The 25,863-nt window shown below is 60.8% G+C and carries 26 protein-coding genes and 2 pseudogenes; 16 read left to right on the top strand and 12 right to left on the bottom strand.

The features are described from left to right. Positions 1-138: 138 nt before the first annotated feature. Positions 139-1,227, bottom strand: a complete 1,089-nt coding sequence (locus tag CI41S_RS11825) for a hypothetical protein (RefSeq protein ID WP_139859090.1) — start codon at positions 1,225-1,227, stop codon at positions 139-141. A gap of 306 nt (positions 1,228-1,533) precedes the next feature. Between CI41S_RS11825 and CI41S_RS45280 the strand changes: the two genes are divergently transcribed. Both CI41S_RS45280 and CI41S_RS44245 read left to right on the top strand, forming a co-directional pair. Then, positions 1,534-1,845, top strand: coding sequence for a pPIWI-associating nuclease domain-containing protein (locus CI41S_RS45280; protein WP_172628009.1), 312 nt, complete (start codon positions 1,534-1,536; stop codon positions 1,843-1,845). A gap of 50 nt (positions 1,846-1,895) precedes the next feature. Then, positions 1,896-2,336 (top strand): annotated as a pseudogene (locus CI41S_RS44245) (pPIWI-associating nuclease domain-containing protein). A 54-nt stretch (positions 2,337-2,390) separates the two neighbouring features. Here the strand turns inward: CI41S_RS44245 and CI41S_RS11815 are convergent. Genes CI41S_RS11815 through CI41S_RS11805 form a run of 3 tightly spaced genes read right to left on the bottom strand, consistent with a single transcriptional unit; the run spans position 2,391 to position 6,324 of the window. Further along, the gene (locus CI41S_RS11815; protein ID WP_139859088.1) at positions 2,391-4,424 is read right to left on the bottom strand and encodes an AAA family ATPase; all 2,034 of its coding nucleotides are present in this window, start codon (positions 4,422-4,424) and stop codon (positions 2,391-2,393) included. Then, the gene (locus tag CI41S_RS11810) at positions 4,421-4,960 is read right to left on the bottom strand and encodes a hypothetical protein (protein ID WP_139859087.1); all 540 of its coding nucleotides are present in this window, start codon (positions 4,958-4,960) and stop codon (positions 4,421-4,423) included. The genes CI41S_RS11815 and CI41S_RS11810 overlap by 4 nt, the downstream gene beginning before the upstream one ends. Further along, positions 4,957-6,324 carry an SIR2 family protein gene (locus tag CI41S_RS11805; RefSeq protein WP_139859086.1) on the bottom strand — a complete coding sequence of 456 codons (1,368 nt, stop codon included), beginning with the start codon at positions 6,322-6,324 and terminating at the stop codon, positions 4,957-4,959. Before CI41S_RS11805 ends, CI41S_RS11810 begins: the two co-directional genes overlap by 4 nt. A gap of 366 nt (positions 6,325-6,690) precedes the next feature. Between CI41S_RS11805 and CI41S_RS11800 the strand changes: the two genes are divergently transcribed. The 3 genes from CI41S_RS11800 (at position 6,691) to CI41S_RS11790 (ending at position 8,083) form a co-directional block, all read left to right on the top strand. Continuing rightward, the gene (locus tag CI41S_RS11800) at positions 6,691-7,230 is read left to right on the top strand and encodes a GAF domain-containing protein (RefSeq protein WP_139859085.1); all 540 of its coding nucleotides are present in this window, start codon (positions 6,691-6,693) and stop codon (positions 7,228-7,230) included. After that, complete coding sequence (locus CI41S_RS45275; protein ID WP_139859295.1) at positions 7,220-7,441, top strand: histidine kinase dimerization/phospho-acceptor domain-containing protein; 222 nt, start codon at positions 7,220-7,222, stop codon at positions 7,439-7,441. Before CI41S_RS11800 ends, CI41S_RS45275 begins: the two co-directional genes overlap by 11 nt. 114 nt (positions 7,442-7,555) lie before the next feature. After that, positions 7,556-8,083: a sensor histidine kinase gene (locus CI41S_RS11790; RefSeq protein WP_172627998.1), complete on the top strand. Its 528-nt coding sequence runs from the start codon at positions 7,556-7,558 to the stop codon at positions 8,081-8,083. A gap of 260 nt (positions 8,084-8,343) precedes the next feature. Here CI41S_RS11790 and CI41S_RS11785 read toward each other — a convergent pair whose 3' ends face one another. Next, positions 8,344-9,858 (bottom strand): T6SS phospholipase effector Tle1-like catalytic domain-containing protein, encoded by a 1,515-nt coding sequence (locus CI41S_RS11785; protein ID WP_139859083.1) that lies wholly within the window; start codon positions 9,856-9,858, stop codon positions 8,344-8,346. Positions 9,859-10,699: 841 nt separating this feature from the next. Here CI41S_RS11785 and CI41S_RS11780 point away from each other — a divergent pair. Together CI41S_RS11780 and CI41S_RS11775 are read left to right on the top strand one after the other, a co-directional pair. Then, a complete protein-coding gene (locus tag CI41S_RS11780) occupies positions 10,700-12,646 on the top strand; it encodes a hypothetical protein (protein WP_139859082.1) in 1,947 nt (648 codons plus the stop codon). A gap of 255 nt (positions 12,647-12,901) precedes the next feature. Beyond that, positions 12,902-13,324, top strand: a complete 423-nt coding sequence (locus CI41S_RS11775; protein WP_139859081.1) for a hypothetical protein — start codon at positions 12,902-12,904, stop codon at positions 13,322-13,324. Between the two features lie 141 nt (positions 13,325-13,465). Here the strand turns inward: CI41S_RS11775 and CI41S_RS11770 are convergent, their stop codons facing one another. Further along, a complete protein-coding gene (locus CI41S_RS11770; RefSeq protein WP_139859080.1) occupies positions 13,466-14,503 on the bottom strand; it encodes a nucleotidyl transferase AbiEii/AbiGii toxin family protein in 1,038 nt (345 codons plus the stop codon). Between the two features lie 3 nt (positions 14,504-14,506). Further along, the gene (locus CI41S_RS11765) at positions 14,507-15,112 is read right to left on the bottom strand and encodes a DUF6088 family protein (protein WP_139859079.1); all 606 of its coding nucleotides are present in this window, start codon (positions 15,110-15,112) and stop codon (positions 14,507-14,509) included. Positions 15,113-15,313: 201 nt separating this feature from the next. On the opposite strand from CI41S_RS11765, the gene CI41S_RS11760 reads away from it, so the two are divergent. The 6 genes from CI41S_RS11760 to CI41S_RS11735 all read left to right on the top strand — a co-directional run bounded on the left by CI41S_RS11760 (position 15,314) and on the right by CI41S_RS11735 (position 19,710). Next, positions 15,314-15,616 (top strand): hypothetical protein, encoded by a 303-nt coding sequence (locus CI41S_RS11760; RefSeq protein ID WP_139859078.1) that lies wholly within the window; start codon positions 15,314-15,316, stop codon positions 15,614-15,616. Next, a complete protein-coding gene (locus CI41S_RS11755) occupies positions 15,613-15,975 on the top strand; it encodes a helix-turn-helix domain-containing protein (RefSeq protein WP_139859077.1) in 363 nt (120 codons plus the stop codon). Before CI41S_RS11760 ends, CI41S_RS11755 begins: the two co-directional genes overlap by 4 nt. A 5-nt stretch (positions 15,976-15,980) precedes the next feature. Continuing rightward, positions 15,981-16,859 (top strand): ImmA/IrrE family metallo-endopeptidase, encoded by an 879-nt coding sequence (locus CI41S_RS11750; RefSeq protein ID WP_139859293.1) that lies wholly within the window; start codon positions 15,981-15,983, stop codon positions 16,857-16,859. 169 nt (positions 16,860-17,028) lie between these two features. Next, positions 17,029-17,697, top strand: a complete 669-nt coding sequence (locus CI41S_RS11745; protein WP_244626475.1) for a thymidylate synthase family protein — start codon at positions 17,029-17,031, stop codon at positions 17,695-17,697. Positions 17,698-17,816: 119 nt separating this feature from the next. Next, the gene (locus CI41S_RS11740; protein ID WP_139859075.1) at positions 17,817-18,812 is read left to right on the top strand and encodes a nucleotide kinase domain-containing protein; all 996 of its coding nucleotides are present in this window, start codon (positions 17,817-17,819) and stop codon (positions 18,810-18,812) included. Position 18,813: 1 nt separating this feature from the next. Then, a complete protein-coding gene (locus CI41S_RS11735) occupies positions 18,814-19,710 on the top strand; it encodes a nucleoside triphosphate pyrophosphohydrolase family protein (RefSeq protein WP_139859074.1) in 897 nt (298 codons plus the stop codon). Here CI41S_RS11735 and acpS read toward each other — a convergent pair. Further along, on the bottom strand, positions 19,677-20,096 hold the full coding sequence (acpS, locus tag CI41S_RS11730) for a holo-ACP synthase (RefSeq protein WP_139859073.1): 420 nt from the start codon (positions 20,094-20,096) through the stop codon (positions 19,677-19,679). The two genes, CI41S_RS11735 and acpS, sit on opposite strands and share 34 nt — an antisense overlap. 89 nt (positions 20,097-20,185) lie before the next feature. On the opposite strand from acpS, the gene CI41S_RS11725 reads away from it, so the two are divergent. Then, positions 20,186-20,926: a dCTP deaminase domain-containing protein gene (locus CI41S_RS11725; RefSeq protein WP_139859072.1), complete on the top strand. Its 741-nt coding sequence runs from the start codon at positions 20,186-20,188 to the stop codon at positions 20,924-20,926. A gap of 295 nt (positions 20,927-21,221) precedes the next feature. Here the strand turns inward: CI41S_RS11725 and CI41S_RS11720 are convergent, their stop codons facing one another. From CI41S_RS11720 to CI41S_RS11705, 4 genes are all read right to left on the bottom strand, one after another. Then, the gene (locus CI41S_RS11720; RefSeq protein ID WP_139859071.1) at positions 21,222-22,517 is read right to left on the bottom strand and encodes a hypothetical protein; all 1,296 of its coding nucleotides are present in this window, start codon (positions 22,515-22,517) and stop codon (positions 21,222-21,224) included. 109 nt (positions 22,518-22,626) lie between these two features. Further along, positions 22,627-23,352, bottom strand: coding sequence for an SOS response-associated peptidase (locus CI41S_RS11715; protein WP_139859070.1), 726 nt, complete (start codon positions 23,350-23,352; stop codon positions 22,627-22,629). A 3-nt stretch (positions 23,353-23,355) separates the two neighbouring features. Further along, positions 23,356-23,805, bottom strand: coding sequence for a hypothetical protein (locus CI41S_RS11710; protein WP_139859069.1), 450 nt, complete (start codon positions 23,803-23,805; stop codon positions 23,356-23,358). Positions 23,806-23,851: 46 nt separating this feature from the next. Next, positions 23,852-24,247 (bottom strand): hypothetical protein, encoded by a 396-nt coding sequence (locus CI41S_RS11705; RefSeq protein WP_172627997.1) that lies wholly within the window; start codon positions 24,245-24,247, stop codon positions 23,852-23,854. Positions 24,248-24,392: 145 nt separating this feature from the next. Here CI41S_RS11705 and ku point away from each other — a divergent pair, with 145 nt between their 5' ends. After that, positions 24,393-25,322, top strand: a complete 930-nt coding sequence (ku, locus tag CI41S_RS11700) for a non-homologous end joining protein Ku (protein ID WP_139859067.1) — start codon at positions 24,393-24,395, stop codon at positions 25,320-25,322. Between the two features lie 8 nt (positions 25,323-25,330). Then, positions 25,331-25,845 (top strand): annotated as a pseudogene (locus CI41S_RS11695) (NUDIX hydrolase). Positions 25,846-25,863: the final 18 nt, after the last annotated feature.

The raw sequence follows: 25,863 nt of genomic DNA, 5'->3' as shown, positions 1-25,863 counted from the left end.
AATGTACCATTATGGTCACTTACTGGATTTTCCATTGTATAGCAAGGTACGATTGTTAACATGTTGATTTAACGTTACTTTGGCCGAATTTCATTCACTGCTGGGATGCGACTAGCGGCGAATCGCGAAGGAGCCTAGCTATCCAGCCGCCCGAGATAAGCGCGCGGCGCCGAGCCGCATCATGGTGATTAGGGTCCGTTGGTCACATGCCGATCGCGCCGGATCGTTCGTTGGGATGAGCGGCTCCCATCGCGGCACTGGATCGGTTCCGGTTTTGCAGTTCGCCTGGAGCATGGTGGAGAAATCCGTCAGCCTGGTCATGGTCATGACCTCCGCAGGGGTAAGGTCGTAGATCATGTCCGGCGGCGTTGACCAAAGACGCGGACGGATCGGTGCAGGCATCCCCATCTTGGCCAGGAATCCGTCGAGCTCGCGCACGCTTCGCGCGGTTTGACGATGCAGTTCACAGGGCGACCAGCGCGCCGCGGCTTCATCCACGAAGGTGAACATATGCACGCCGATCACGTCGCCATCGCGCCGGAAGCCGCTGGCCCAGATGAAAGAACATGCGCTGGCGCAGCGGCAGGCAAATCCATCAGGGTCAGCCAAGCCATCGCCGCCGGCGCGCACCTTATCCTGTTGCTTGCTGAAACGCGCAATGGGGTTCGCCCTGCTTGTCACGAAACGGCGCGCGCACCTCGCCGCGTAAGGTGCGGATCTGCTCGCCAATATCCATCGCGCCTCGACTGAAGCGCCGAGGGAGGAGATCGTCACGCGGTAGAGGAGGTAGCCCGCCCGTACATACGGCGTCACCAGCGTGCGAAAGCGCTGCCCATCCTGCGTACCCACCTGACCCCAGCGATTGACGTAAAGTAGCTTTCGCTGTGGGTCCTTGACCGCCCGCATGGCAAGCTGCGGCTGCGCAGAACCGATTTCCGGCGCGACGACAGGACGTTCTTTAATCGACGACGGCGCGTTTGCCTCTGATGGTTTCTTCCTCTCCAGAGGAGCGCGAGGGATGGTCCCTTTCCCATCTGAAAAGCTCCAGCCGGCCAGGATCACAACACAGGCGAGTGCACTCGCAGCCGTTGGCATGAAAGCCAGCTCGTACCATGCCCTGACCCGTGGACGGGCTTGGTTGAAGCCCTGATAGCTCATGCCGCGCGCGAGATTGCGTCTGTCGTTGATGGGCGTCGGCCGGCTATATGGTGTAAACGGATTCTGCATGCGTGGTCTCCCCACCGGAGGTGCACGCTCAATCTATCTACGGGTGATCGCGAAGCTATTCGCGATGGCCCGGAATGGCTGGGAATGTCTGCTACGCTCGGTTGCCTGCCGTTTCCTCGCGACGAACGATTACGACTTGAAGGCGTCGGCACTATGACTATCTCGCGAGAGACTTTCCCCTGGCCTCCCTCTGCCCTCGCATGCTGTTAGCGCGAGAGCAGCTCAAAACCGAGAACAATGCTTGCCTAAGCCACACATGGACGATCGCGCCAAAAATCAAGCGCTGCCTCCTGGCCGGAATTACGTCTGCGCGGCGACGCTTTCCTGCGCGAAATCCCGAACGACGCCTTTGCGGCTACCGTACTTGCGGGCGCATTTCAGGTTGGCGAAAGCAGGAACCCGATCCGTGGCAATCTCGGCGCGGCGGTGATCCGCGAAGTTGCCGGGCACGTTCTGCACGCGCTCTCGCCGGACTCGCGTGTGTCCAAGTGCTGCTGGTACAAGCAAGAACCGAAAGCCAACGGCCCGACCCGACAGCAGCGAGCGATCTATATTGTACAGGGCGGTCTACCAATCGACTTCGTGACCAACACCCTCAAGCTTGACCCCTTTGATTAAGGCTATCGATAGGTATTAAGGCTATCGATAGGTTGAATCGAGCCACCCATGTGCGCGAAGAAACTATCCTGACGGATGACAAGGAAATACGCAGGCTTGTCGATGACGCATTGAGTGGCCTTCTTGACGTATTCGCGGAAGTTCACAAGCAGCTAGCCGACGAAATTCACGATGCCGTCTTCGATGCGTTCTTGACAGAGACTCTCCAAGAACTCGACGAGCTGTCGACGCACACAACGGTCGATGACCATTACGTTTCCGAAGTTCGCGTCCACAAGGTGGACGAGGAATTTATCAATATCGTTGCCAACGGAACCGTCTATGTCGAACTTTAATACGGCTCCGGTTCAGACCTGCGCAATGACATGGGCGCCGTGATCTCGGATTCCTATCCTTACAAGGCGCGCATGAAATCAAAGGTCCGGTCGCGAAGCGAGATCATCAAGGACACCGTCGCCGTTTCGGTCGATAACCGCAGCTTTTATGAATGATCCGCTCGTGAAGCTCGTGGCCGTAGTGGCTTCACCGGGCCTGCGAGATCTAGCCTAAGAAGCTTGCGCCGGCCTTAGTATTTCACGCGGCATTGGGACGATATCGCTGATCTCCGCAATGCTTCCGGAACCCGACGTCGACATCGTCAGATCGAAACGGCGGCCCGGCTGCGTGATCGTGCTGCGCAGCTTGTGACAAAGGACATCGGCTAACGCTCGGTTCTCGACGGCAACCACGACCTGCCGGCCGGTCCGCCGGATCGCGGACAGCACCTCAACGAGATTGAGGGCCCGGTAATCATCGATGTGTTGGACGGGATCATCGAGCAACAGGGTCTGCCATTGGCACCAGCGCCGGGAAAGATGGATCGACAAAAGAAACGCCAAGCCTGCGGCGCGCCGTTGGCCGCTGCTGAAAAGGAACTGCACGTTGTGTCCGTTGCCGACCGTGAAGTTCAGGGTCCCTCTTACCTTGCCGCCAAAGTCGGATTCGATCTCGCGCCACTCGGAATGGGGGCGAAGCCGCCGGTAAAGCTCTTGCAGCAGCGGCATCACGGTATCGAATTGTTCTGCGGAAATCTGGTTTGCCACCGTTTTTGCAGCCGTCTGGACCTCGCGGGCCTTGGAAACCGCCCGCTCGGTATCGGCATGCTTCGTCGATTCAGCATCAAGGCTGCTGCGCAATCCGTTGACACGGTTCTGCCAGGTCGCCACACGGTCGGCGGCTCCGGAGGCTTCCAGAATGAACAAAGCGCGCTCGATGCGGGCAATCTCTTCCTGTTCGTCCAGCAAAGCGATCTGCGCAAGTTCAGGCTCAGCCGGATCCGCCTTGAATTGGAAGGTTTCGAACAGCGTCGTGATATCCTGGAGGCGCTTTAAGGCATCCGCTTGTTGCTGTTGAGCGCCCATGATGTCGATGCGGAGGCCATCAATTTGCGTGCGTTCCGTCTGGAAAGTCCGTTCCGCCTCCTGCATGGCAACGGTTGCTTGCGCAAGGCTGTCATCACGGCCCGCGAGTTTTGTTCGCGCGGCGGCGAGCGCCGCCTCGAACGCGTCATTGGAGCGTACAGCATCACAAAGAGGGCAATGACCATCCTGCAGCCCAAGATGCGCGCCATGGTCGATAAGTGCGGCAAGGTGGCTGGCAAAGGTATCGCTTTCGCGTTCGGCCTCAAGAGCCCGCGCGGCTGCGTCAAGCCCCGCCTCCGCAAGCGAGGCGCGCTCTTCGGCTGCAGCAAGCTCGCGTTCCATCGCCTTGAGCTCTTCATCCCACGTGCTCGACCGAACGCGGTCCAGAACGGACTTCAAGTCGAACGCCCGCGAGATCAGCCGCTCCAACTCCGCCACACGCTGCCTTCTCTCGGCGACGATCTGCCGCAACGCATCGTTACCGCCTTCGGAGGGGAGGGAGAGCTTCATGTCTTCGAGCGTCTTCATCGCTTCAGCGACGTCGGGTGACTTCTCGGCTGCGCTCCTTGCTTCGGTGAGCGAGCTCAAGGCGCGCCCAAGCTCCGCTTGCACGTTGTCAAGGCGTCGCTTTTGTTCGTCCCTTGCGCTGACGGCGGCATCGAGAATTTCCTGCGTCCGCTCCGAAAAGTCAGGGCCGACCAATCCGCCAATGGCCTCACGAACGGCCTCGAAACGCGCTTGTTCCGACTGATCGACGCTTAGCCGGACGATCGACTCGTCCCGGATCAGGGTCGTCTTCATCAGAGTTTCGGCAGATACCCGTCCGCCGCCACCGCACAGGAAATCGACGCCCGTCGGTCCCTGATCGACCAGGCCACGACGGGTGCGCGTGACTGTGAAGCGTTTCCCATCATCCGTGATGAATCCAATCGAGACGAAATGCTCCTTGGCCTGGCCGCCGCCAATCCACCAGATGTGGTCTTCAAGTCCACCGCCACGCGCGTTGCGTACCGTGAATTTGTTGATCGAGCCGGTGAGGGCGAAATCGATCGCGTCCAAGACGGTACTCTTGCCGGCGCCGTTATGGCCGGTAAGGACAGCGAAACCCGCAGGGAGCTCGAAGCGCGTTCGCTCCTTGAATCCGCGAAATCCGGCAATTTCGACGAATTCGATCCTCATGATTTCGTCCCTAGCAGCGCGATGACGTCCGCTGGCGGCACGTCTTCATTCAGAGCGGCTTCGGCCGCGTCCGGCGCGAAGTCTGCGATCCGGCGGCGCAAGCGGGCGGCGTAATCTTCCTGTTCAAGTGTGGGGCGGTATTGAAGGGGCATGATGGGCAATAGCGCCGTCACGACTTCGTCGACGGTCCCTACGCCACATGCAGCGATCTTGCGCGTCCGGTCGAGGTCTTCTTCAATCTGCCGAATGACTCGCGCCTGCTCCTCTTCGGCCGCGGTCGCACAAAGGAAAATCGAGTAGATGTTCCAAGCTTTCTCGTTCGCCGCGCGGAAGCGGGACGCATAGCGGTTCAAGGTAGCTGCCTCCTGCGCCCGCCACTGTTCGATCAGAGATTGCGGATCCTCGAAGACATAGCCAAATCCCATCAAGGTATCGTCTTCAAACGTCACGCCGGCGCGGCGCTCCACTGGCATCAGCCAGCATTGATATCCGCCGTCTTTGAGAACCAACTGGAGCGTCGAAAGCAGGTCTGTCATATTCCAAGTTCCACCCGGGCCTGTTCAAGTGTAAGCCATTTTGCGCTTCCGCCTTTGGTTGGACGGACCACGCTCGCGCCTGCGCCCCCCGGGATGATCTTGGCAGGCAAGCTGAGATCGACTGCGCCTGCACAAATCACATAATCGGGCGATGCGAGCGACGTTGGTTCGTCGTATCGCTCCCGCACGGTCGACAGCGATTGGCCTCCACCTTGGACCACCCGGATCGTTTGGTTGTTAAGCCTATACCAGGCCCCCTCCCGTGTCGCGTTCGCCTGTGTCAAAAGTAGATGAGCCAGGGCGGCTTGGGCGGCTTCAGGGGCCGGACCCTTCTGCCTGGCTGCCCGGTTGTATGGAACGCCTTCGGCGTCCCTGCGTAAATCGTAGAGCTCATCACCCAGCCAGCCAGACGGGTCCGGAGCAGGAATCGCGGGCGCCATGGCTTGGGCAAGCCTAAAGAACCGGCGAGCCCACACTTTTGAAAAGGCCGTTCGCAATTGATCGAGCGCCTCGTCGCCCGAGCCGGCAATATGAGAAAACTGCGTGCCGGCGGTGAGATGGCCCCAAAGACCCGGCGCCTTCCGTTGAAGGCCCTCTGCCGAATCGGGATCGATGACCAGCACGCGCCCAATGCCGCCGACAGCGATGGCATCGGCTAGGACATCATTGAAATATCCCCAGTCAGTCCAGAAGCCCACAATGAGCAGGTCCTTGCCGGGCAAATTGATGGAAAGCCAGTGCTTGATGCTCTCGATGCGCTGCTGGACGTTCGCCTCGCCGAGTTGGTGCTGCGTCCACAGCGTCCCATCCCTGTCTCGGTCGAGGCAGCCATGAAACTTGAGCAGGGGGTTGGTCGCGGCACTGAATTCGGTGGCCTGCGCGCCATCCAACGCGCCGCGCAGATCGATTTTCCGGGTCTTGGCCCAGATTTCGATCAACGGGTCGAAGTTCGCCGACAGTGTCGAGTGCGCCGCGCGCGCGACCAGCAGATCGGACACGGCAGCATGCCCGGCATTGGGCGCGCCCAGCAACTCGGCCCAGGGAATAAGGCCCAAGAATTGATCCTTGAAATGACCGGCCGCGTGGAAATGACCGGCCAAGGCGTCAAGGTCATAGCGGAGCGCTTCCGGCAGAACCTCGATATCACGCCTCTTTTCGTAGCACAGCTCGGCCACCCTCCAGGCGGGTAGAAGGTTGCTCGGCGACGGCATTGACAGCCCGGCGCCACAAAGAAGCATGAGCCGGTTGGCTTCAATGCTCCCAAGCAACTCGGTGATAATAGGGTCACTCAGAACGGGCATGTGGTCCGTCAAAATCAGCAAGCGCGCGGAAGCCATGCCCGAAGCAGGTACGCTCAACTCCATTGAGCGTCAGCGCGGTGCTGCAACCAAGCTAATCGTAATCAGCCCGTCCCGCCATGTCGATCTCAAACGTGAAATTGGCATCATCTCCGTAGCTTTGACCCAGGCTTTTCCACGCGCGCATGGGCGCTCTTCGATCTCGCGGCTGCGCCGCATATCTCGATCGGGCGTCCCCGGACTACCGGAGCCTTAAATGCCGGCGACGGGAGAGCCCCGGCGCCCTCTTCGAGATGCTCGGCCCAAGCCCGGATCTTGAGGTCAACGCGCACCATCAAGTCACCCGACCTATTCCGCCGATGGATATGTGGTCAAGAGCAAGACGAGGTCCGTCCTGTGCCTACCGCTCGTCAACGAGGCCAGGTTGAACGCGTGCTTTATCTCGAGAATAATCTTGCTTCCGGAGTGTTCACGCCCGACCGTACAGCCATACTGAAGCTACTGGCTTCGCAAGCCGCCGTCTCTCTTGAGAATACCTATCTCTACGGAGATCTCGCACAGGCGATTGAGCATCTGAAACGGGCGGAGAGTCACCTTGCAGGCGAGAAGCGTGTCCTGGAGTTGATCGCTTCGGGGCAGCGTCTGCGCGATGTTCTCGCGGAACTATGCAAGCTTTTTGAGGAGTCAGTGCCAGATTGTTACTGCGGCATATATCCGATCGATGATCGCAGCAAGGCGTTTGAGTTCGGCGTCGCTCCGTCCCTTCCTGCGAGCTATACCGAATCGATCGAAGGTCTCTCGCTGGCTTTCGATGACTCACCGCGAGGGCGGTCGATTAGCAAGAAGAGCCAGATCATCGCGGAAGATATCGCGTCCGACCCGCGGTGGTTAGAAGCTCCGTGCCGCCCACATGTGCTGAAGCATGGGTTGAGGTCGGTCTGGAGTACGCCAATCGCGTCCCATTGCGCATGAAGTCAATCAGCCGCTGGCCTCGATCATCACAAACGGGGAAACGGGGCTGCGCTGGCTGAAGCGTGACGAGCCGAATTTGACGAAGGTAGAGGGTTTGCTGATGCGCGTAGTTGACGATGCGAGGCGCGCAGTTGGAATCGTTGACGGTATCCGGACCATGGCGAGTCGGGTTCAACGACACATTCGGAGATCAAGCTCGCTGATATCTTAAAGGAATCGATCGCGTTCGTTCAGCACGAGCTTCAGATACGAAACGTGTCGATCTCCCTCGAAGTGGCGGCCGATCTTCCGATCATCGTCGGCGATCGCACTCAGCTTCAACAAGGTGGTCGTCAATCTCGTGATCAATGCCGCGCAGGCCCTGACCAAGGCGGGGCTTGCGGAGAAGAGCATCGCGGTCCGGGTGCAGAAGATCGACGCCGAGACCGTTTGCTGCGTAGTCGAAGATAGCGGGCCAGGCATCGATGCCGACCACTTGCCGCATTTGTTCGATGGCTTCTTCACGACCAAGGAGACCGGCATGGGCCTTGGTTTGCAGATCACCCAATCGATCATCGAGGCGCACGGTGGTCATATCGGTGCCGACAATAGTTCGACCTTGGGTGGCGCAAGATTTGCGTTCAGCCTGCCGATCGCCGCGGGCGATATGCCGTCTCCGATTGAACGGGGTGCAATAAGATCGTCCGCGGCCGGTTCGCAGCATCGGGGGCGATCCGGGGCCGCTTCCGCTCTCCTTCCAACAGTGAGGATGGAAGCCGTGCTCATCGTGCCCGGCAGGCGAAGCGGCTATTCCGACAGAGAAAAAATCCATTGCGACTTCAATCCAGATCTGGCGACCGGTTTGTCGGAATAGTCATTGATTTTCCTAATGAATCATACGCTTCTTAATCAGCGGTCCCAGGTTCGAGCCTTGGTGCGCCCACCATATAAATCAAGACCTTAGCGTGAGAAACCGTTTGAGAGAGCCGAACTAAAACGGTTTTTCAAACGGTGTTTTTGGCGGTCGGTTGGCGAGTCCACTCTCGGTATTGTGATCTCCTTTGCTCGCCTCGGCGGCGGCGAACCCGACTCGAAGGCCGCCAGCCAGAACCGCTTTTCAATGCCCTATCTGGTTCAGAGCCGCCCAATACAGCCGGCATTTTCCCACTTTTGTTCAATGTCATCGGCGACGCATCGGGGCAGCTGCGCCGCGCTGCCATCGAAATAGTGCTTGAAGTCAACGTGAACCCTCAAGTTGTCCGGCCGATAGGCCGCGATGCGGTCGTAGAGGAGAACCGATCCTGCCTCGAAGCGCCGATAGACCGATTTGTGCACCGGTGATCTCGACTCCCCAGACTCCGGATCAATGGGAAGATCGCGAACCCCGGCCTTGAGGAAGCCGCCCGCCTGCTCATTGTGTTGGGGCCCGGCGGGGTCGGGTGACAGCCGTAGGACACTGCCGTCGTGCTTCAGGCCGCCCGGGATGAGCGAAGCTCCGGCGAGAAGCCAGTTGAGCGCGACGTCCGAGAGCCGCGCCTCATTCTCGAGATAGCCGCCGCCGATATCGGCGTGCACGCCCGGAAACCAGACCTGTTCGAAGTAAAGGTTGCCGTGCGCGTCCCGCTCGTCCTGCTTCTCGGCCGTGGGCGACCAGCCGACACGTTTGAAGTCGGCGCGGTTCTCGTCGATCGAAATCGCGTGCTTGGCGTAGCCGACGTTGGGATTCAGCGTCGTGTCGTAGAATTTGTGCTTCGGCGGCGCGAAATGCACGGTCCGGAGGCGCTTCAAGAACCCGTAGCCGGGCAAGGATGGCGCGATTTTGAAATAGTTCATGAGAAAGACAATCAGGGCTGTGGCGACGCCGAGGTAACTCAGAATCCAGGCCACCCAACCGGCCCAAGGAAGGACCGGTTGAAGGAAGCCACCGAGCCAGTGAAGCCCGATCAGTAGCGCAATGCCGGAGGTCACGAGCGCCGCGCCCAGATATTTGTGGCCGAGGGCCGCGACGGTATCGAACACACCGATGAAGTAGGGAAAGACGTTCGCGTGCTCGGCGCCAGCGACGGTGATCGTACTGCCGTATTGCTCTCTGAATTGGGCGGCGATAGCGTCGCGGGTCTCCAGCAGGAATTGGCGATACCCAACAATCTTGCGCGAGTACGATGGGCAGAATTGATAGACATTCTTGACGGCGTGCTCGGCCAGACTGTGGATGCTCTTTGGGTCGCGGCGTACGGGCGAGCCGTCGGGCATATGGCGCGGGACTCCGCAATAGGTCATGACACCGGCAACTGATCGGACCGTGTAGGCGCCCCGGCTGAAGCCGACGAGAAATATGCGATCGCCTTCCTCATACAGGGCTATAATCGCGGCATAGCAGTCGACTATGTTCCGGGTGATCCCAAGGCCCGTCGCCATACTGGCGAGGTTGTAGAGCCACCGCATCCAGCCGATCTTGAAGTGGCCGCCGTCGGACGCCGAACCAAGACCGGCGTCGTAGAAGGCGACCTGTTCTGATGGTTCGACCTTCGTGTCTGGGCCGACCCGGCAGGCGCGGTAAAGCTTGTAAACATTCGTCCGAGCTTCGTCGAAATTGATGCCGCCAGCCTGGCCTGTGCCGTCGGACAAGATCACAATATTCTTCGGCATTGCACACCATCCCCAAAAGTGCGCCAAAGGCCAATCAATATCACAGATTGCATGGGCGAAGTGTGAGCTAGTCCACTTGCGCACAGTGTGGGACGGCCACGTCCTCCTCGCTGGAATTCACCTAGCGCAGTAAAAGGAGCGCTCGGCGCTCTGCATCGGCAAGAAGCGAGGGTACATGGCGCGGCTATCTTGGGTCATTTCAATAACGTTTATTCTTGGAGTTAGACCTGCAACTAGGCCGTTATGAGCGGCAGACTATCGATCAGCTTCGTTGATTTTGTTGCATTTTCGTTTGAAGTTGATCACGTTCGTCGTGATTTGTTCACGTCGTTTTTGGTGCGAAACTGGTGCGGTCGGTGAGCTTCGATAGACACTTTACGCCGTTGGCGACACAGTCTGTCCCATGATGGATTGGACCGGACATCGCAAAAAAGGAAGCAGCGCCAGCACTTAAGCCGCTTCTCGATCGATCATGTCGTACCAAATGTAGTACTGTCGCTGGTTCGGAGCTCGACGAGCGAGCATTGTCGCGCCGTCCGCCGGCTATAGCGTAGCAACGGCGTAACCGCGTGCCGCGGCCTGGCGATAAGCGCCTGCGTCGTCCGCATGCAACGTTCTGCGCGGTCATTCTGCTCGGAGCTTTGCTCTGCGCGTGGGCTAGGGCGGTTACCCGCCCGGCCTTAGACCCAATTCCGCGGCAATTGCGAAAGTGTTGCGACACCTCTGGACGCGGGCCTTCGCCTGGTAGTTGTTCATCTGCAGTTCAACTCCTACATGCTACCCGGAAAGTCCCGCGTCAGATCCTTTTCTCCGGGCCGACTATCGCGAGGAACGCTCTAACATGAAAAAGCTTACGCTGGTCTCATCGGTTGGTCTTGCGGCAGCTATCGGCGTCGCCACGTCCGCGAGTTGGCTGACCTACAAGCACGACTTCGTGATGCGAGAACGGCTGGGAGCCGAGTGGACCGCGCTGGCGCTCATGGACGAGGCTCTTGCGAACGGGCGGCGTCCTCAGGCTGCGGATGCCGCGGCATTCCTTTCCAACAAGGCGCTGAACGGTGCATTGCAGCAACTGGTCGGCGCGACGGTCCACGTGCCTGCGGAGAAGGTCGGAGGCATCGCGGCGACGATCGAAGAGATCCGGATCAAGCCGGGCATCGGTCTCGCCGGAGCCGCGATGGATATCCGCGTGGCGAGCCCGAGCCACGGCGCCGCCGTCAAGATGCATGTAGAGGGCGACCTCGCCTTCCGAGGCACGAGGCTGGTCCAGCGGGCGGCTGCGAGTGCGCAGACCGTCGCCGAGTTTGCGATCTCAATCGCGAACGCGGAGCCGCGGCTCGACTGGGGCTTTATGGATCTGCCGGGACGGCGCATGGTCGGAGAAGTCATCGCGTCCGGTCTCATGCTTGCGCTCGACCGTCACCTCGTCGTGGAAATCCCGATGGAGAACGGATTGGCGTTCGACACTGGGTTCAACAACGTCAGCACCGTTCCTACGAGCGCGGGTTCGGTGACGCTCAAAAGCTCTCTGCCCGGCCAAACCGTGCGGCAGAACTTCGCGTTCTCGATGCCGCTCTTCGTCAAGTCCGGCGTCTGGCTGATGGGGACGCGGACTGCGCCGGGTGAAGTCGCGCCCGCCAAGCCGACCGTTCCGCAAGCCGATCTGCCGGCCAAAGTCGCCGCGTTGCGGACGAAGATCGGCAACGAAGTCGAAGGTCTGGAGCAGAAGCACGATCTCGTCCTCATGCTGAGAGGGGCCGCCATCGTCGGAATGGCGGACCAGATCGCGCGGCTGCCCGAGGCGAACCGCACCGCCACGATCGCCTCGATTGCGACCACGGGTCAGCTGGTTTCCGACGGAAAGTCCTACGTCGAACTGAGGGACCCCACGTCGGCGACCGCCCGTGTCGTCATGTCCAACGTGGCTGCACGATGGATACCGAACCAGGGCGCCGCGCTTGCGGTCAACCTCAACATGGACATGGAGGCAAAGGTTCACGTTCACGCCAACCCGCTTCCCGTCGGCGGCGGCGCGGGCACGACCGTCTTGCTTAAGGGCAGTGCCGGCAAGCATGTCGACGGCACGCTCCGGCTCAACCGCATTGCGACCAATGGCCATTCTCTGCTCGTTCTCGACGCATCCGTGCCGTGCGGCGGCGTAATGGCCGACGTCAAGACCGACGGCCGCATCGAGGTCGGCGATTTCAAGACCGATCTGTTTCCGGTCGGCCTGCGATGGAACGTCCCAGTGCCTCAGTCCATTGGTCAGCCGACCATCGTCGTCGACGACCTTCCGAAGCAGTTCGCTCTCGAAACCACGCATCGTTTCGACGACGGTACTTCGTTCCGGATGGCACACGATGCCATCGAATACCGCGTCAGCGTCGCCGACGTCCAAGCAAGCCAGGACGGTTACGTCGTGTCCGCCGACTTGGAGGTGCACCCCTCGGATGGCGCGATTTCGCGGTCCGAGCCGGAGGCCCAGAGAGCGGCGATTTCGGCCGCTCTCGAGTCCGCCAAGCATCCGGCCTGCCCGGCCGTGGAAGGCGACATGAGGGTGACCATCGGCGACATCGAGATCGGTCCCAACGGCGAGATTATGAGGGCCCTCCGAAACTTCGTGCATGACATCACGAAAGGTCCTGGACCGAGCAATGATCTCGTCGGATCGGATGGTGCTGTGGCGACGACGCTCAAGAACGCGGCCAAAGATCTTACCCAAGGGCCGGGTCCCACCAACGACGCGGTCGGTCGCAAGGGCTGGGTTCGTCAAAGATTGGGGTTTTGACTACAAGTCGTCACCCTTGTTTGCACCTCAGTGGGATGACGCCGTATGCGAGTCTCGTTGACGCACGGTCCGGTAGCGGCGGGATAAATTCGTTCTCCGTTTTCAGAAAGAATGCCTCTTCAGATGCCTCGCGACGATGCCGACCAAACGAAAAAGGATCCCAAGCGTCGGGACTTCCTCATACTGAGTCTCTGTTGCATCGCGGCTTGCGTCGCCGTCCGAGCACCTTCGGTATTCGACGAGATCAAAGTCCCATTGATCGATCTGAAGCTGAAGCTGAACGCCGGTTATCTTCTCGTGTTCGGGCCGCTGTTGATCGTGCTCGTGATACTGGCGATTCACTTCCTTCGGGAAGACATGCCGCGCACGCGGGGGAAGAAGGACCTCAAGAACGGGCTCTTCCGGGCAATACCTCCATTGGGAGCGGCTTTCCTGAGTCTGCAGTTCTTTCTGTTGCTGACGCCGAAGGGCGAGTGCAATACCTTCCAGAGAAGTCGCCTTCTGTTCGAGTGGCTTCATGCGTTCCAACCCGAATATTGCATGTATCTGCCCGCGGAGACGCAGGAACATATGCCCTGGCTCTTCGAGCCACCCATGCTGCAGGCATGGATGCAGATCGTCCTGCCGCTGATTGCTCTTGCCGTCGCTGTCAAGGACTGGCGAACACTCGCCGGATAGCCGTTCTGCCTTCCGCGGCGAGTTCGCGACCAGCCTCGGACAGTGCGAATTCCAGGGAGGGCTTCGATGCGGCCTGGGCGAAGCTGAAGGGCTTCTACGTCGAGCTCGGCATCTCGCCTCCGGCCTGACGGTGGCTGCGCCCTAGGCGCCGTTAATCCGCTTCTCTAGCCCGGCGATCCGATCCAGGATTTCGTCGAAGGTTGGCGGCGGGTCGTCGAACATCATCGGCGCCATCTTGCGGTAGTCGGCACGTAGATCCGCAACGCGATCGGGGTGAGGTGAAAGCCGGAGAGTGCCAATACGTGCGGTATCGTAGCTCGCCCAGGCCGCGCGGAAGAAAACCGACTTGTGATGGGCAACCTGCTTCAGCAGATCGCCGTCCTTCATCGCTTCCTTGCCCTCGTCCGTGTCCGCCAGCGTCGCGAGGTCGTAGTAGTGCCGCGAGAAGTACGGCGGTGTCGGCGACTGCGGTTCGCGATGGTGCTCGGCATGAAGCGCCGTCGCCTTCTCCCAGAAGGTTCGTCGCAGCGCCAGGACGTCGACCTTGCATGCGGGGTCGGCGAAGAGATTGGGAAACTCCTGCGCGGCATAGGGTTCGATTTGGCGCTTTTCGGTGGGCCAGGGATCGCCACGCGCTCCGAACTCTAGCTTCACCCTGCGGCTCATGTATGCGAAGCCGGCGTAGTCACCGTTGGACAGGCTCGACGGGTACTCGAATATCAGGTTCTGAGGATGGCCGGACTCGATTGTCAGGCTCCATCCGGCCTGGGTGGCCGGACCCAGCTCGCCGGCGATGGCTGCGGTCAAGCTAGGCAACACTACGTCTGCAATATGCTTCTCGACGTCTGCAACCAGATCTTCGATGAGCCGGTCGGCCTTCTTTCTTGAAGGGGCCTCTTCCGGATTCCGTTCACCTTCGTAGCCGAGGTCGGCCCGATCGAACGACAGGTCGATATCCTCCGAGAACCTGCGGATCGCGCCGTACGCTTTTGACAGCGACGTTCCGCCTTTGAAGACGAGACCGGGCGAGCCTTCTCCCTGGATGCCGAAGAGACGCTTCAGTGTCCAGCAGACCCAGAAGTCTTTTTCGATAATCGCGTTCGCCAGGCCACGGGCCGCGCCCGCTTCGTTGAAAAGGGCGGCGCGGTCCGCAGCCGGTGTTTTAGCGATCGTGTCCACGGTTCAGGCGGCCGTCCGCTGCACGATCTCGTCAAGCGCGGGCCGCATCCAGGCGGGAGCCTGCTTGATGCCGCTCGCCAGCGCGCGCCGGTCGGAATCCTTCATGCGCGCGGCTGCGGCGGCAACCACGGCCGCGGTCGAGTCGGGACCGAGATGGCGTAGCGCCTGGACGACGTTGCCGGCCATGCTGCCCGGCGCGATCAGATGCTTGGGCGAGGCGTGGCGGATGTCGACGGTCCGCTTGCCGAGCACGACCCGGCGCGACGGTCCGTCGGTCAGATACACGTTGCGTGCCGGCACCTGGGTGGACAGTCCGAGAGCGTTGGCCGCCTGCGCTCCAGTCATCTGCAGGTGCGAGCCAGTCTCGCGCGCGAAGGCCTTGGCGATTGCATCCGGCGCTGGCGCCAGGTCGCCCAGCTGCGGGTGCACGCGCGGATAGTCGTAGAGGCCATGGGCGAGACGGCGAAGACGCTTGTCCTTGCAGAGCCGCGACAAGGCCTGGTCCACGGCGGGACGACTACCGAACCTGATGAAATCAGAGGGCGTGAAGACGCTGCCCGGACCTCGAACTCGAACATACCGCAGGATTTTATCCGCAACCGAAATCATTGAGATCGCTCCTCTCGTCAGAAAATAGGGTAAGTTTTTCTGACATGCAAGGATTTCCGTACACGTACATACGCAAGTATTTTCAATCAGGTAAACGACGTCTTCCAGTATGCAAGGTTGCGATCGCGAAAAAGAGGCCAGAGGCCCTCTTGACGAATGGCATTGTAAGATTATCTTACCAAGCGTCAGATAGGAGAGTCCATGGAACCCAAAGAGCTTTTGAAAACCCTGATCGAGATCATCGGTCAGATACAGACCGACAGCGAGCTTGAATGCCCGCCGCTCACCGGCGCGACCAAACCCATCGGCGCCGTTCCGGAATTCGACAGCAAGGTGTGGCCGGTCGCGACCACGATCCTAGCCACGCAGATCGACGTCCCGATCCCCGACGACGTCAACATCTTCATCGACGAGACGACCAAGGAACCGCGCTCGCTCGACGAGATCGCGGTCTTCGTATGCGAGCTGCAGAAGAAGCAGGGCGAGAAAAAAGCAGCGGCATGACGGATCAGGAATCAGTCAAGCGCGGCCAGATCGCCGAACGTCTCAAGGAAGCCCGGCGGCTCGCCGGTCTCTCGCAGGGGCATGTCGCTCGTATCCTGGGGCTGCATCGGCCGTCGGTATCGGAGATGGAAGCGGGTAACCGCAGGGTCTCCGCCGAAGAACTCGCGAAGTTGGCGTCCCTCTACGACGTGAGCGTGGCCTGGTTGCTCCGCGAAGTGCCCGATACGGTCGAGGCCGAGGATCCCCGCCTCGAACTCGCCGCGCGCGAGCTTTCCAAGCTCAAGCCCGAAGACCTCCAGCGACTGCTCAAGCTGCTGGCCGTGATGCGGGACGAAAAAGACGAGGGAAGCGGCGGCTGATGCAGATGCAGCGGACGGATAAACCGGGCTTCGACCGGATCTCACTGGCCTCGCGCGCGCTGAAAGCCGCGGTCGCGACGCGCGCCAAGGCGGAAGCCGACCAGTCGCAGCCGATCTGCGTCTACGGGATCTGCGAGAAGCTGGGCGTGAGCGTCCGCTTCAACAACATCAACATGGAAGGCATGTACCAGCGCAGCGCCCAGCCGCGCATCCATCTGTCGGCCCGCAGGCCGCTTCCCCGACGCGCCTTCAACTGCGCGCACGAACTTGGCCATCATGTATTCGGTCACGGTAGTTCGATCGACGAGCTCCGCGAGGACGCGAAGGAGAATCCCTGGAACGACCCCAAGGAATTCCTCGCGGACACCTTCGCGGGCTTCCTGATGATGCCGACCATGGGTCTGCGACGTGCCTTCCGCGCGCGCGGCTGGGCCGCCGCGGCGGCGAGCCCGGATCAGATGTTCGCAGTCGCTTGCGAGTTCGGCATAGGTTACGAGACGCTGCTCACGCACCTCTCGCTCGGCGTGAAGATCATTCCCTACGCGCGCGCCAAGATCCTGAAGCGGACGGGACCGCGCGCGATCCGCGCCGGGCTGCTCGGCAGGCTGGTTTCCGAACCGCTGATCGTCGCGGACCGTCACCGCGTCGCGACCACGATCGACGCCGAGGTCGGCACTCTCGTGCTGATGCCGGGCGGCACCGACGCCGAAGGTTCCGCGCTTGTCCGCGAAGGCGACGTCGAAGCCGGTCGCGTCTTCCGCGCCGTTCGTCCCGGCATCGTGCGGGCGGCGGCCGAGGACTGGGCGTCGTTCGTCCGCATCGCACCCAAGGAATACGTGGGGTTGGCTCAATTCAGGCACCTGGAGGAAGATCCCGATGAGTAGGTCGAATTCTCACGCCGACGAACCGACCGTCATCAGCGACACCAATCTGTCACGGGGATGGGCGCGGCTGTTCCTCGCCATCTACGACAGCCGGCGGACGGAGATTTCGCCCCTGACGCTGAGCTTGACGGGATTCGATGCGGCCGGCGTCGTTCCCGAGATCGCCGACGTGCGCGCCGCACTCGACAGGATGCTCAAGCTGAAGAAGAAGATCTCCGTCGATACCGTGGCCTTCACGATCTTCCCCGAGCGGCTGTGGAAGATCGCCCGAGGCGACCGGGAACGTCTGTTCGCCCTCTACTCCGGCGCGTTTCCGCGATATGTCGCGATGAACCGCTCCGTTAACGGCAGGGGGCTTTACTTCGAGCGCATGACGCATTTCAACGAGGCGACGCCTTCGAATGGCAATCAACTTGAATTCATTCTGACGAACTGGAAGGAGGGAGTTCGCGACACCATGTTGCAGGTTTCGATTTTCGATCCGGCCCGCGATCACACGAGGCAAGCGCGAATAGTGTTCCCGTGCTTGCAGCACGTCTCATTCGTGCCCACGAACGAGGGGCTCGTCGCGAACGCGTTCTACGCCACCCAATACGTGTTCGATAAGGCCTACGGTAACTATCTCGGCCTCGCGCGCCTCGGCGCCTTCATGGCGCACGAGATGCAGCTTCCGCTCGTCAGGCTCAACGTGACCGTCGGCGTCGCGAAGCTCGACGGCGTCAAGAAGAAGGACGCGTCTTTGGAGCCGATGATCGCTGCCTTGCGCGCCGCCGTCGCGCCGTCGATCGTTCCGGGAATCGGCGAGCCGGTCGGGCTCGCGGGAGGAGTTTCGGTTTGAAGGAGTCTACGCGTAACCGGTCGGCTAGGACGCGCGGCGCAGGGAAAAGGGCGGAAGCGGAGGGGGCGTCGGACCATCGGCCCGCATCGCCGGTCGTCTTGAGCCATCTTGCGCCGGCAATGATTTCGGAGGTCTACGAAAGCTATTGGCGTTTCGCGGCAGAGCGGCAGGCTGTCTTCTTCCGCAGGGCGCGCGCGGAGGCGCCGCCTTGGACGCGCGATGCAGTGATCGAGACCTACAAGTTCACCAACGCGTACCGCGCGTCCGATCGTGTCAGTCAGTACCTGATCAGGCGGGTGATATACCGCGAGGACTTGCCGAAGAGCCACGCCGAGGTGTTCTTCCGGATCCTGCTGTTCAAACTGTTCAACAAGATCGAGACCTGGGAGATGCTCGAACGCGCGTTGGGACAGATCACCTTCGAGGGCTACCGCTTCGAACGTTTCAACGCCGTGCTCGAACGCGCGAAGGCCGCGGGTAGGCAGATCTACTCGGCGGCCTACATCATGCCGCCGGGCGCGGCGGCCTACGGGTGTCCCTCCAAGCACCAGAACAACCTGTTGATGCTGGAGCGGATGATGGCCGATCGCCTTCCGGACCGTCTCGCACAGGCCAACTCGATGCAGGACGGTTTCGAGAAGCTGCGTTCCTACCCGACGATCGGAGACTTCCTAGCCTACCAGTTCATCATCGACATCAACTACAGCGAGATCACGGACTTCAGCGAGATGGACTTCGTCGTTCCGGGACCGGGCGCACGGGACGGCTTGCGCAAATGTTTTCGCGACCCGGGCGGACTGAACGAGCCCGAACTGATCCGCCTGATGGCGGACATTCAAGAGCGGGAATTCGACCGCTATGGTCTCGAGTTCGAAAGCCTGTGGGGACGCCGTCTCCAGCTGATCGATTGCCAGAACCTGTTCTGCGAGGTCGACAAGTATGCCCGCGTGGTCCACCCGAACGTGTCGGGCAAGACCGGGCGGACCCGCATCAAGCAGAAATTCCAGGCGAATTTGACGCCAATCAAACCGTTCTACCCGCCGAAATGGAAACTGAACCTGAAGATCGAATCGGGCGCGCCGCCGGTCGCGCGACCGGCCGCGACAGGAGCATAGGATGGACTTCAAGACCTACCAGCGGGAGGCCCTGGGCACCGATCGCGTGCCGACGAAGGGACCGGACGACATGGCGTCGCTGATCGTGCCGATGCTGGGCCTCGCCGGAGAGACCGGCCAGTTGCTGAGCGAATACAAAAAGCACCTGCGGGACGGCGAGGCGCATCGGCTCTTCAAGGAGCGCGTATCCGAGGAGCTCGGCGATCTGATGTGGTACGTCGCGAACGTCGCCAGCAAGTTCGATCTCGATCTCGACGAGGTCGCTGCCGCCAATCTCCGCAAGACGCGCGGCCGCTTCATTTCCGGCAGTACGACGTCGGACAGCTTCGACGCCGATCTTCCCGACAACGAACGTCTACCGCGCAGGTTCGAGGTCGAACTGGTCGACTGCGACGGAGGCGTCAGCCGGCGGGTGCGCGTCGTCATCGACGGCGAGCCGTTCGGCAGCGAGCTCACGGACAACGCCTACGATCCCGACGGCTATCGCTTTCACGACGTCTTCCATTTCGCCTACGCCGCGGTCCTCGGCTGGTCGCCGGTCACGCGCTCGCTGATCAGGCGGAAGCGGAAGAGCAGGCCACTGCTCGACGAGGTGGAAGACGGTGGCCGAGCTGCCGTGATCGAGGAGGGCGTCGCCGCGCTCGCGTTCGACTATGCCCGCCGGCACCGGATGCTCGACGGCGTCGGCAGCCTGGACTTCCAGCTTCTGCGCACGGTCAAGGACATGACGTCGCACCTCGAGGTGAAGCTGCGCACGACGGGAGAGTGGGAGCAGGCGATCCTTCAGGGCTTCGAGGTCTGGCGCGCCGTGCATGCCGCCGGCGGCGGCCGCATCTCCGTCGACCTCGACGCCCATCGCGTGGACTATCTGGGTCCCTCGGCCGGGTGCGCTGACTGAGGCGGAACGCCGAGTGCGATCGCGCTGGCAATGGACATGCCGCCGGCGTGACTGATGCTTAGCTTCCAGTCGATGACGCCCATCGCGGCCGCGGCCGACGCCGCGCCCCCCCTCAGCACCACCTCCGGCGGGCATCCTGCATTCCGCCGCACCACGACGTCCTTGAAGGAGATGCCGGCGCCATAGCCGGTGCCGAGAGCCTTGAGCACGGCCTCCTTGGCAGCGAACCTACCTGCGAGACGCTCGACCCGGTCCGATCCCTCGCCGATTTCGGTGATCTCCTCGGCATTAAAGCAGCGGGAGACGAGGGGATCCCGCGGATCTTCGATCCAGCGACGGATCGATTCGACGTCCACGAGATCGACCCCATGTCCCAGCACCATCATGCGCACAATCTATAGAGGTGGGACGTCTCGGACAATCCCGAGTTGTGTGCTAATCGTCGTCCCGGACCGGCAGCCGGAGGACGACTACCATGGACGGAGCGGGATCTTTCTGGAGCGGCGAGACGTTGGGCGAGCGGTTGCCGGATCTGATCGAGCCGTTCTCCGCTGACAGGATCGACTGCGCCGCGTACACCCTGGCCGTCGGGCCGGAGGTGTACGTGTCGCCCAGCGATCAGTCGGTCGATCCCGCGCAGGTGACGGTCCGCAGGCTTTCCGAGGAAGAGGCATTCACCATCCCTCCGGGACAATTCGCGTTTCTTCTCTCCGAGGAGGTCGTTTCGTTGCCGGCGGACGCGATCGCGTTCATCTCAATCCGCGCCAGGATCAAGTTCAGGGGGCTTGTCAACGTATCGGGCTTCCACGTCGATCCCGGCTATCGCGGCCAGTTGACCTTCGCCGTGTTCAACGCCGGGCCGGTGCCAATCCATCTGAGGCGGGGTCAGCCGATCTTCCTGATCTGGTTCGCCCGTCTCGATCGCGAAACGAAGCTCAAGAAGGACGGACCGGTCCACAGAGGCATCGATATCGACGTCATCACGTCGGTAGCGGGCGAGCTCCAGTCGTTCGCGGGCCTTTCCAAGAAGATCAAGGATCAAGAAAAATCGCTCGGTGATCGGATCCACGCGATCGAGCGCGAGCAGAACTATTACCGCGGCATCGCCGCTCTTGTGCTCGCCGTCGTCGTCGCGTTGAGCGTGAATTGGCTCAAGGATTCGATAGCAGCGAAATCGCAGCAGCCGACCGTTCAATCTCAAGAACGGCAGAAGTGACAACCGTTCTTGCGGCGATCCGGAGATTTTCGTGAAATACGACGATAGAGCCGAGCCCTCGCGGCTCAGTCATAGAACATGAACGCGCCGCAATGTTACGCAGGTCCGGGTGGATGCGGCGTATCGCAGGGGGAGTCATCCATAACGAACGACGTCCGGACGGGCATCGGGATCCGCGCGAATGCAGGAAGGCGACGTCTCGCCGACATCGGGCTGGGCTGAAGTGCTGCATGCGGCCAAAGAATGTACCGGACGGAAAGAGATCGGTCAGCTGTGGGCTTCCTGTTCAGTCAATTCAACGGCGAACACCCGGCGAAATCGTTTCAGAAGACAATGGCTCGGTGCTGCCCGTGTAAGTCTCGTCCGACATGAGCGCAAGGAGTGATGATGCGTCGGCCGGATTCAATGGAAACTTCGGCACAGGATTGAGAACAGCGAACGCTGGCGTACCCAACACCCCGTTACGCAAGATGACCGCTCCGAACGCAGTCACATAAGTTGCGGTCACATGCGACCCGCCATAGCGACCATACAGGGCCAATGACAGGATGGCCGCTCGTCGCTGGACATGGGGAAGCATGAGATCGGCAGCCGCAATCCCGTGATCTTGGATTGCTATGAAACCTGGACGCTGGCCGGACAACTGGCTCGCAGCTTTGCGCATCGCTTCGAGCAATGGTTTAGAGGTGTCGTCCTCGCGCTTGCTGCGCATGACAACAAGGCACCCACCCTCTGCGGTAAGGCCACCCGAGATGTGCGTGTTCGCACCGAATGCTGTACCGCAAGCCTTGTACAGCGCCTCTGGGCCTGACATCGATTGATCCGGCACCACGGCATCGAAGTTCAGGCGTTCCAAAACGAAGCCACCTCCAGCAAATGATGTCCGCGCACCGTCCGCTAGAATTGACCGGACTGCCGTAAGGAGCCTGGCTTGGTCTGAAGTGCTCGGCGACAGCCGCGTGTCGAGCGTAATGAGCAAGACTTCGCGTCGGCAAGCAGCGCGTTGCACTTCAAGCGCTGGTAGAATCGCTTCCATGAAGCGGTAGAAGTCTTTCCGGTGGATCTGTCGACCAGCATCAGCCGATTGGCTTTTGCATTCAACCTCACCGACGAAAGAATCTTTGCCGAATAAGAGATCGAACTGGCCCGTTCCCTCCATGTCGGCAAAACTAACGTCGAACCCAGCATCCATCAGCCTTTGGGCGAGATCGAGCTCGAGGAACAGAGACGCGTAACTTGTCTCTGCCTTGAGGCAATCGCGCAACCGGCCTTCCAAGTTCTTTTGTCCCAGGGGCGATAGCCGCGCGTGTATTTCGACCGTGCTTGCTGCGAACTTCAGAGCTGCGACGATCAGTTCATCGACCAATTCTGGTCGCAAAACGCCTTCTTTCATTAAGACGTCATGTTGAAAGCCAATCGCCATTTCAAGCCAGTGATAGTCGCTAATGATTTTCCAATTGAAGGGCGACCTATGTTGTGCCGCATCGAGTTGGTCCAAACGTTTGAACCAGAGTCTTTCGCCGACAAGGCCAAGGAAGCGTGGAAGATACTGTCCCAGAGCTACTAATTCGGAGGGAATGACGACTTTCATGATAGTCTTGTGCCTCTGCTCGAGGGACGCATCAAAAGGTATCCTCGTCGTTGTGGATGATCTTGCGCTGATGGCCGCGGGGCTGTCTGGTCTTCATCGCCCGCGATGGTCACGGCGTTAGCGCGGCCGGGTCTTCCTTGACGCCGCGGGCGACGACTCGGAGGCTGCTGTCCGGAAGCGGCCGCTGTAGCTTCAGGGCCTCGTCCGGAGGTGCTGTCATCCAGGTCTCGATCTCTTCCGGCGTTGTCAGGATGACGGGCATCGCCTTGGAATGGATGGCGCCGACCTCGGCATTCGGCTCCGTCGTGAGGAACGCGTAAAGGTCGTTGGTCGTCTCGCCTTCCTTGACCTTCCGGACGGACGTCCAGTTGGTCCAGATACCGGCGAAGCAGGCGAGGGGACGGGTCTCGTCGAGCGCGAACCAGATGTCGCCGCCCTCGGCTTTGTTGAACTCGCTAAAGGAGTTGAACGGCACCACGCAGCGGTTTTCGACTCCCAGCCATCGCGTCCAATGCTTGCTCTTCACATTGCGGATATTGGTTGTGCCGCTGTCCGGCTCCATTCTGAGCAATTCCTTGAAATCCACTGCCTTGCCTTTGCCCTGCAGCTTCTCGGCTCGCTTCTTCGTGGCGTCCATCAGCGCCTTTGATGACGACGGCATGCCCCATCGTGCAGTAGTGAGCTCGCGACCCTCGGCCCCGTTGCGCACGATAGGGGCCTTGTAGTCGGGAAACACGCCCGGCATCGGCGCCAAATTGCCCACGTATCGGTTCACGACACGAAACAGCGCGCTGATCGCGGCTTGGTTGGTCGTGATCGAATAAAGATTGCACATCGGTCAGGGTTCGGTTCGAGGGTGGCGTGGCTGCCACGTCAACTGTAGCAGAGTCGCCGATGGGCGCCGGCCTGCCTTGGCGCATTTGCGGCAGCGCAGCCGGCTGGCGAGATCGTGCACGAAAGTGGTCGGCGGGTGCTTCATCGCCGCGAGGTCCACGTCGCTCGGCGTCTTGCAGCGCCCGCACCTGATCTCCAGCCAGGGGAAGCCTCCGTTTACGGCCTGATCAATCGTCGGCGATGGATGGATCGGTTCGCCGTCACTCCACATCCGCTCGTTCCAGCTTTCGCAAAGCAACCTGTCGGCTTGCTGGATCATCGCCTCGCCTTTGGCCCGCATCTCCGCTGATTGGGTAGCCAGCATGCTGGCCATTGCGCGCGCCTTGCCGAGCTCTTTCGCCAGAGCCTTGCGATCGCCGCCCGACAGTGGCGTAGGGTGATACTTCGGGGCCATCCGGACATCCAGGCGCAAACAGATCGGATCGGCAAATGCAGAGCGGCTACGGCGTCTCGAATGCTGGCCAGCACCCATCTTCTTCATGCCGGCCGGTGCGCTGCTGGCAGGTTTTGTCGAGCAGACGTTGCGCCACGTCCTTCCAGACTGCGTTGGCGCCATACAAGCGGACGGCATCGGCGGTCTGTATTTCCACGGTCCGCTCGCAACGGCGGCAGGAGACGCGCAACACGTGGCCCTTGATTTCCGAAAGGCGTCGCTGTCGGACCTGGGCCACAGCCGCGCCGGCGCGAGGATCTTTGAGGACCGATTCCCAATATTCGGCCGGGAGGGGGGCATCTGGACCCGCAGCGGACGGCGCTCGTCTACGGTCGGCTTCAGCGGCCAATTTTTCCATCTGCTTCGGGGTCGGCATGCGCCAGCTCGCGGGTCGGTCGGTCATGCCCGAATTAGAACATAACAAGAACAAATGTCGAGTCCGACAAGGTGGCCGCCGAGAAAAATCCTCCTGTGGGGCGGGTCGCGGTGTCGGAACCAAGCCCGGTCGTTCGTCTTGAATCCGGTATCAGGATCGGAGTTCCCCCGACATGGCCCCCCGCGCTAACTGGAAAGGCTTCCTGCGTCTTTCCCTCGTCACCTGTCCGGTTGCGCTCTATCCGGCCACCTCGGAATCCGAAAAAGTCTCGTTCAACCAGCTGAACCGAAAGACCGGCCATCGGATCAAGTACGCCAAGGTCGACGCCGACACCGGCGAAGAGGTCGACAACGAGGACATCGTCAAGGGCTACAAGGTCGACACCGATACCTACATCGAAGTGACGAAGGAGGAGCTCGAGAATGTCGCGCTGGAATCGACGCGAACCATCGAGATCGACGAGTTCGTCGATCGGAGCGAGATCGACCCACGGTATCTGATCCGCCCCTACTATCTGGTGCCAGATGGGAAAGTTGGCCACGACGCCTTCGCCGTCATCCGCGAAACCATCCGAGAGATGAACAAGGTCGCGATCGGGCGGGTGGTACTGACCAATCGGGAGCACATCATCGCCCTCGATCCGCTGGACAAAGGGTTGATGGGAACGCTGCTGCGCTATCCCTACGAAGTCCGCTCCGAAAAGGAGTATTTCGACGAGATCCAGGATGTCAAAGTCACCAAGGACATGCTTGATCTCGCAAAACACATCGTCAATCAGAAGGCAGGCCATTTCGAGCCGGACAAGTTCGAAGACCAGTACGAAACCGCCCTCATCGATCTCATCAATCAGAAGCGTGCCGGCAAACCCATTACCGCGAAAGCGCGTCCGCGAGGTGAGAACGTCGTGGACCTGATGGACGCGTTGCGCAAGAGCATCGGACGAGACGCGACGGGCCCGATAGCGGCGCCGAAGAAGACGGCCAAGAAGCCGCGCAAGGCGGCGGTTGGGCAGAAGGAAATGCTGATGCCGATCACCGGCAAGAAGCCGAAGGAAGCCGCCGCTAAGAAGTCGGTGTCCAAGCCGCACCGGAAGTCGGCCTAGCGCGCACGATGGCTTCGCGTAAGCCGCAAAGCGCGGGGCTACTCCTGTTTCGAGGACACGCCACCGATCTCGAAGTCTTGCTCGGTCATCCAGGTGGACCATTTTGGCAGAACAAGGATGACGGAGCCTGGAGCATCCCGAAAGGTCTGATTGGCGCCGATGAAGCGCCGATGAAGCGCCGCTGTCCGCCGCTCGGCGCGAATTCGCCGAAGAAACTGGACACGACCCCGAGGGACCTTTCTTGCCACTCGGAGAAACACGGCAACCGGGCGGCAAGGTCGTCCAGGCGTGGGCCGTCGAAGACGATTGGGATGCCAAGATCATCCGTAGCAACACCTTCGAGATTGAGTGGCCGCCGCGCTCCGGGCGCCTTCGGACCTTTCCGGAAATCGACCGTGCGGCTTGGTTCGCCATTGCCGACGCGCGGCGGAAAATCCTCAAGGGACAGGCGATTTTCGTCGATCGATTGCTCGAGGCTCTGGCGGAGGGACGTGCGTCCGGAACAGCGGACGGAATTCGATGAGAACTACGCGATGTGCCG

Source organism: Bradyrhizobium ivorense, from assembly GCF_900696085.1.
In the GTDB taxonomy this organism is placed as follows: domain Bacteria; phylum Pseudomonadota; class Alphaproteobacteria; order Rhizobiales; family Xanthobacteraceae; genus Bradyrhizobium; species Bradyrhizobium ivorense.
This window is presented reverse-complemented; position numbering and strand designations above follow the sequence as displayed.

Coding starts and splice junctions, on each gene's coding strand:
- CI41S_RS11825 (WP_139859090.1), bottom strand. CDS start 1,227: ATGCAGAATCCGTTTACACCATATAGCCGGCCGACGCCCATCAACGAC.
- CI41S_RS11815 (WP_139859088.1), bottom strand. CDS start 4,424: ATGAGGATCGAATTCGTCGAAATTGCCGGATTTCGCGGATTCAAGGAG.
- CI41S_RS11810 (WP_139859087.1), bottom strand. CDS start 4,960: ATGACAGACCTGCTTTCGACGCTCCAGTTGGTTCTCAAAGACGGCGGA.
- CI41S_RS11805 (WP_139859086.1), bottom strand. CDS start 6,324: ATGGAGTTGAGCGTACCTGCTTCGGGCATGGCTTCCGCGCGCTTGCTG.
- CI41S_RS11785 (WP_139859083.1), bottom strand. CDS start 9,858: ATGCCGAAGAATATTGTGATCTTGTCCGACGGCACAGGCCAGGCTGGC.
- CI41S_RS11780 (WP_139859082.1), top strand. CDS start 10,700: ATGAAAAAGCTTACGCTGGTCTCATCGGTTGGTCTTGCGGCAGCTATC.
- CI41S_RS11765 (WP_139859079.1), bottom strand. CDS start 15,112: ATGATTTCGGTTGCGGATAAAATCCTGCGGTATGTTCGAGTTCGAGGT.
- CI41S_RS11760 (WP_139859078.1), top strand. CDS start 15,314: ATGGAACCCAAAGAGCTTTTGAAAACCCTGATCGAGATCATCGGTCAG.
- CI41S_RS11755 (WP_139859077.1), top strand. CDS start 15,613: ATGACGGATCAGGAATCAGTCAAGCGCGGCCAGATCGCCGAACGTCTC.
- CI41S_RS11750 (WP_139859293.1), top strand. CDS start 15,981: ATGCAGCGGACGGATAAACCGGGCTTCGACCGGATCTCACTGGCCTCG.
- CI41S_RS11740 (WP_139859075.1), top strand. CDS start 17,817: ATGATTTCGGAGGTCTACGAAAGCTATTGGCGTTTCGCGGCAGAGCGG.
- CI41S_RS11735 (WP_139859074.1), top strand. CDS start 18,814: ATGGACTTCAAGACCTACCAGCGGGAGGCCCTGGGCACCGATCGCGTG.
- acpS (WP_139859073.1), bottom strand. CDS start 20,096: ATGATGGTGCTGGGACATGGGGTCGATCTCGTGGACGTCGAATCGATC.
- CI41S_RS11725 (WP_139859072.1), top strand. CDS start 20,186: ATGGACGGAGCGGGATCTTTCTGGAGCGGCGAGACGTTGGGCGAGCGG.
- CI41S_RS11720 (WP_139859071.1), bottom strand. CDS start 22,517: ATGAAAGTCGTCATTCCCTCCGAATTAGTAGCTCTGGGACAGTATCTT.
- CI41S_RS11715 (WP_139859070.1), bottom strand. CDS start 23,352: ATGTGCAATCTTTATTCGATCACGACCAACCAAGCCGCGATCAGCGCG.
- CI41S_RS11710 (WP_139859069.1), bottom strand. CDS start 23,805: ATGGCCCCGAAGTATCACCCTACGCCACTGTCGGGCGGCGATCGCAAG.
- CI41S_RS11705 (WP_172627997.1), bottom strand. CDS start 24,247: ATGACCGACCGACCCGCGAGCTGGCGCATGCCGACCCCGAAGCAGATG.
- ku (WP_139859067.1), top strand. CDS start 24,393: ATGGCCCCCCGCGCTAACTGGAAAGGCTTCCTGCGTCTTTCCCTCGTC.